Annotated in this window: 2 protein-coding genes; both read right to left on the reverse strand. The window is 70.8% G+C overall.

Features of this window, described 5'->3' with window-relative positions; all coding sequences use genetic code 11:
* Positions 1 to 156 precede the first annotated feature (156 nt).
* On the reverse strand, positions 157 to 3,426 hold the full coding sequence (locus PKE44_RS15695; RefSeq protein ID WP_324552994.1) for an EAL domain-containing protein: 3,270 nt from the start codon (positions 3,424 to 3,426) through the stop codon (positions 157 to 159).
* A gap of 73 nt (positions 3,427 to 3,499) precedes the next feature.
* Positions 3,500 to 4,267, reverse strand: a 768-nt coding sequence (locus PKE44_RS15700) for an exodeoxyribonuclease III (RefSeq protein WP_324552996.1), incomplete at its 5' end; no start/stop codon positions are given.

The raw sequence follows: 4,267 nt of genomic DNA on the forward strand, positions 1-4,267 counted from the left end.
GTGGCAGCTGCCGCCGATGCCGGAGACGATGATCGCCGGCATCGGCGGCACGCTCGGCGCCGGCCTGCTGCTCGGTGCGGCCCTGCTCGGCCTGCGCGTGCGTGCGCTGTCGGCACAGCTGCGCAGCCGCTGACGCGGCGGCGGCGGCGGCGCGCCTCAGTGACCGGCCGGTGCCGGCCGGCCGTACAGATAGCCCTGGAAGGCCTCGCAGCCGCAGGCGAGCAGCGCATCGCGCTGCTCGACGGTCTCGACGCCCTCGGCGATCACCGCGAAGTTCAGCGTCCGGCACATCGCGACGATCGCCGCGACGATCGCCGCATCCTCGCCGTGCCGGGCGATGCCGCGCACGAAGCTCTGGTCGATCTTGACCTGATCGAGCGGCAGCCGGCGCAGGTAGGACAGCGACGAGTAGCCGGTGCCGAAGTCATCGAGCGAGAAGCCGACGCCGAGCGCGTGCAGCGCGTGCATGCGCCCGATCACCTCGTCGATCTGATCGAGCACGACGCTCTCGGTCAGCTCGATCTTCAGGCCCGTGGCATCGATGCCGCTCGTCTGCACGCTGCGCTGCACGCGCTCGACGAAGTCCGGCTCGTGGAACTGGCGGGCGCTGACGTTGACCGCCAGACGCAGCGCGCGCGTCGCCGGCTCCGCCTGCCATTCGCGCAGCTGCGCGCAGGCCTGGTCCAGCACCCACTGGCCGATCGGCACGATCAGCCCGGTTTCCTCGGCCAGCCCGATGAACTCGGCCGGCGCGACCATCGGCCCGTCGACCGGACACCAGCGCAGCAAGGCCTCGGCGCCGATGCGCCGGCCTGCGGCATCGACCTGCGGCTGATACCAGAGCCGGAACTCGTCGCGTTCGAGCCCGCCGCGCAGCGCCGCTTCGAGCTGCATGCGCCGGTCGATCGCCGCCTGCATCGCCGGCGCGAAGAAGCGCACCGTGTGCCGGCCGGCATCCTTGGCCTGGTACAGCGCCACGTCGGCCTGCTTCAGCAGCGTCTCGACCGCCGCGCCGGCCCCGCAGAACAGCGTCACGCCGAGGCTCGGCGTCGAATGGAACAGCGCCGGCCCCGGCCCGAGCGCATACGGCGCGGCCAGCACGCTGCGGATCTTGGCGCTGACGCGCCCGGCGTGCGCGAGGGCTTCGGCCTCGCCGGTGCCGAGGGTCTCCAGCAGCACCACGAACTCGTCGCCCCCGAGGCGCGCGACCGTCTCGTGCTGGCGGATGCAGCCGCGCAGCCGCCGCGCGACCTCGATCAGCAGCCGGTCGCCGACATCGTGGCCCTGGGTGTCGTTGAGCTTCTTGAAGTGATCGAGATCGAGCATCAGCAGCGCACCGTACTCGCCGCTGCGCGTGCTCGCCGCCAGCGCCCGGCCGGCGCGATCGAGCAGCAGCCGGCGGTTCGGCAGGTGCGTCAGCGTGTCGTAGAAGGCCAGCTCGCGAATCTCGTCGGCCGCGGCCTTCTCGTCGGTGATGTCGCGCACCGTCACGCGCCGCCCGCAGTCGAGCCCCGCGCCATCGAACACCGGCCGGCAGGTGTGGGCGACCCAGCGCGTCTGCCCCTCCCGCGTCAGCAGCCGCAGCTGCAGCTCCAGCACCGCGTCGCTGCCGGCTTCCTCGGCCAGATGCATCTGCCAGCGCTCGCGGTCCTCGGGGTGAACCAGCGCATCGATCAGGCCCGGATCGGCGTGCAGCTCGGTCGCCGTGTAGCCGCTGATGCGCAGGACCGACGGACTGGTGCAGCGCAGGCTGCGGTCGCTGCCGAGCCAGTACTCCCAGTTGTGGGTCCAGTCGATCATCGTGTGGAAGCGCGCCTCGCTGTCGGCCAGCGCCTGCTCGACGCGGATGCGCTCGGTGATGTCGCGCGCCGAGATGATGAAGCAGTCGTGCTCGCCGATGCGCGCGGCCTCCAGCGACAGCAGCGCCGGGAACACCTCGCCGTCCTTGCGCCGGAACAGGGTCTGGAAGTTCATCAGGCGCACGCCCTCGCCGAGCGCGGCGATCATCTGCGCACGGCTGTCCGGCGCGCCCCAGGTGCCGAGTTCGGCCGAGGTGCGGCCGATGGCCTCCTCGGCCGTGTACCCCATGATGCGCGTATAGGCATCGTTGATTTCGAGGAAGCGCCCGCTGGCGCGCTCGGTGATCGCGATCAGGTCCGGCGAGGTGCGGAAGATGGTCTGGTACTTCAGCTGCGAGAGCCTGAGCGCCGCCAGCGCACGCTGCTGCTCGCTGACATCCTGGATCAGCGCGATGCGCGCCGGCCGGCCGTCGAAATCCAGCGCCCGCGTCCAGACGTTGACATCGAGGAGGGTGCCGTCGCTGCGGCGGTGGCGCACGGTGTGACAGACCGGAATCTCGCCGGCAGCGGCGATCGCGGCGCGCAGCTGCTGCATCAGCGCCACGTCCTCGGGCGGGCGCAGCTCACGGATCGTCAGCTGCAGGAACGCCTCGCGCGCATAGCCGTAGTGGGCGAGGGCGGCCTCGTTGACATCGAGGATCGCGAGCGTCGTGCGGTCGAAGACCAGCATCGGCAGCGGACTGTGCGCGAACAGGTAGCGGTACTGCGCGAGCGCCGTCTGCAGTTCGCCGGTGCGCGCCTGCACCGCCGCCGCCATCGCATCGAAGGCCTGACCGAGCGTGGCCAGCTCGTCCTGCGCCGGCCGGGGCCCGTCGCTCTGCACGCGCACCGAGGCATCGCCATCGGCCACCGCCAGTGCCGCCCGTTCCAGCTGCGCCAGCCGGCGCACGAAGCCGCGATCGACCAGCAGGCCGAGCAGCCCGAACAGAGCGATGTAGGCGAGCATGCGGCCCGCGAAGTTGTGGCTCCATTCCGCGAATTCCCGCTCGCGGGCCGGCGCCAGCGGCGAGCGCAGGCTCAGCAGGCCGTGGATGCCGGTCTCGCCGGCCGATGCCGTGGGAGCATGGCAGCGCAGGCACCAGCCATCGAAGCGGATCGGCAGCGCGTACAGCAGATGCCGCTCGCCGGTGCTGTCGCGTACCTCGCGCATGTGCTCGCCGGCCTGCGGATGAGCCCGCAGCCAGTCCAGCGCCTGCTGCTGCCCGGCATCGGCGCGGTTGGCCGGATCGAGGGGCCGGTCCGAGACGACCGCCAGCCGCAGCGAAGCCTCCGCATCGTCGGGGGCCGGGAAGTCGCGGGCGATGCGCAGCAGCGCATGCGAGGGCAGCAGCGCCAGCATGTGCGCATCGAGCGGCGCGGAATCTCCGTCGGGCAGGAGCGCGCGGTAGACCTCCCGCGTGCCGAGCAGCACGTCACGCACGTCGCGCGCCTCGTGCAGCAGCTCCGTGTAGACGCGTTCATCGAGGTTGGACCAGGCAACCAGCGCATCGACCAGCGCGATGCCGAGCACCGAGGCCGCCAGCAGCAGCCGGAACCGGGTACGCAGCCGCAGGGGGAAACTCGGCACCATCGTGGAATCGGGATCGGCAGCGGCTCAGGGATCGGAAAACCTGATCATCATGATGGTTTTGTAAGCCGAATCAATCCGCGTAATCGATCGTTACCGGCGCATGGTCGGAAAAGCGCGCGGCCTTGTAGACGCTGCCGGCCTGCGCCCGGCCGGCGAAGCCCGGGCAGGCGACGTGGTAGTCGAGACGCCAGCCGACGTTCTTCGCCCAGGCCTGGCCGCGGTTCGACCACCACGTGTAGCAGGCCTCGCCGTCCTCCGGGTACAGCCGGCGCCAGACGTCGATCCAGCCGGCCTCGCCGTACAGCCGGTCCAGCCAGGCACGCTCTTCGGGCAGGAAGCCGCTGTTCTTCTGGTTGGATTTCCAGTTTCTGAGATCCGCCGGCCGGTGCGCGATGTTCCAGTCACCGCAGACCAGCGCCTCGCCGCCGCGCGCGCGCAAGCCCGCCAGATGCCCGGCGAAGCGGTCCATGAACGAATACTTGACCTGCTGGCGCAGCTCGCCGCTCGACCCCGAGGGCAGGTACAGCGACACGACGCTCAGCGCCCCGAAGCGGGCTTCGAGATAACGGCCTTCGGCGTCCATGTCCTCGAAGCCGGCACCGAGCGCGGTGACGACGGCATCGGGCTCGCGCTTCGACAGGATCGCCACCCCGCTGTAGCCGGGGCGCACGGCATCGACGTAATGGCAGTGCCAGCCCTGCGGCCGGAATTCACGGCCACGCTGGTGTTCCTGAGACTTGGTTTCCTGCAGGCAGACGATGTCGGCCTGCTGCCCGGCGAGCCATTCGAAAAAGCCCTTGCCGGCCGCGGAACGGATGCCGTTGCAGTTCAGCGTGAT

It is taken from the genome of Plasticicumulans sp. (assembly GCF_035331805.1).
In the GTDB taxonomy this organism is placed as follows: domain Bacteria; phylum Pseudomonadota; class Gammaproteobacteria; order Competibacterales; family Competibacteraceae; genus Plasticicumulans.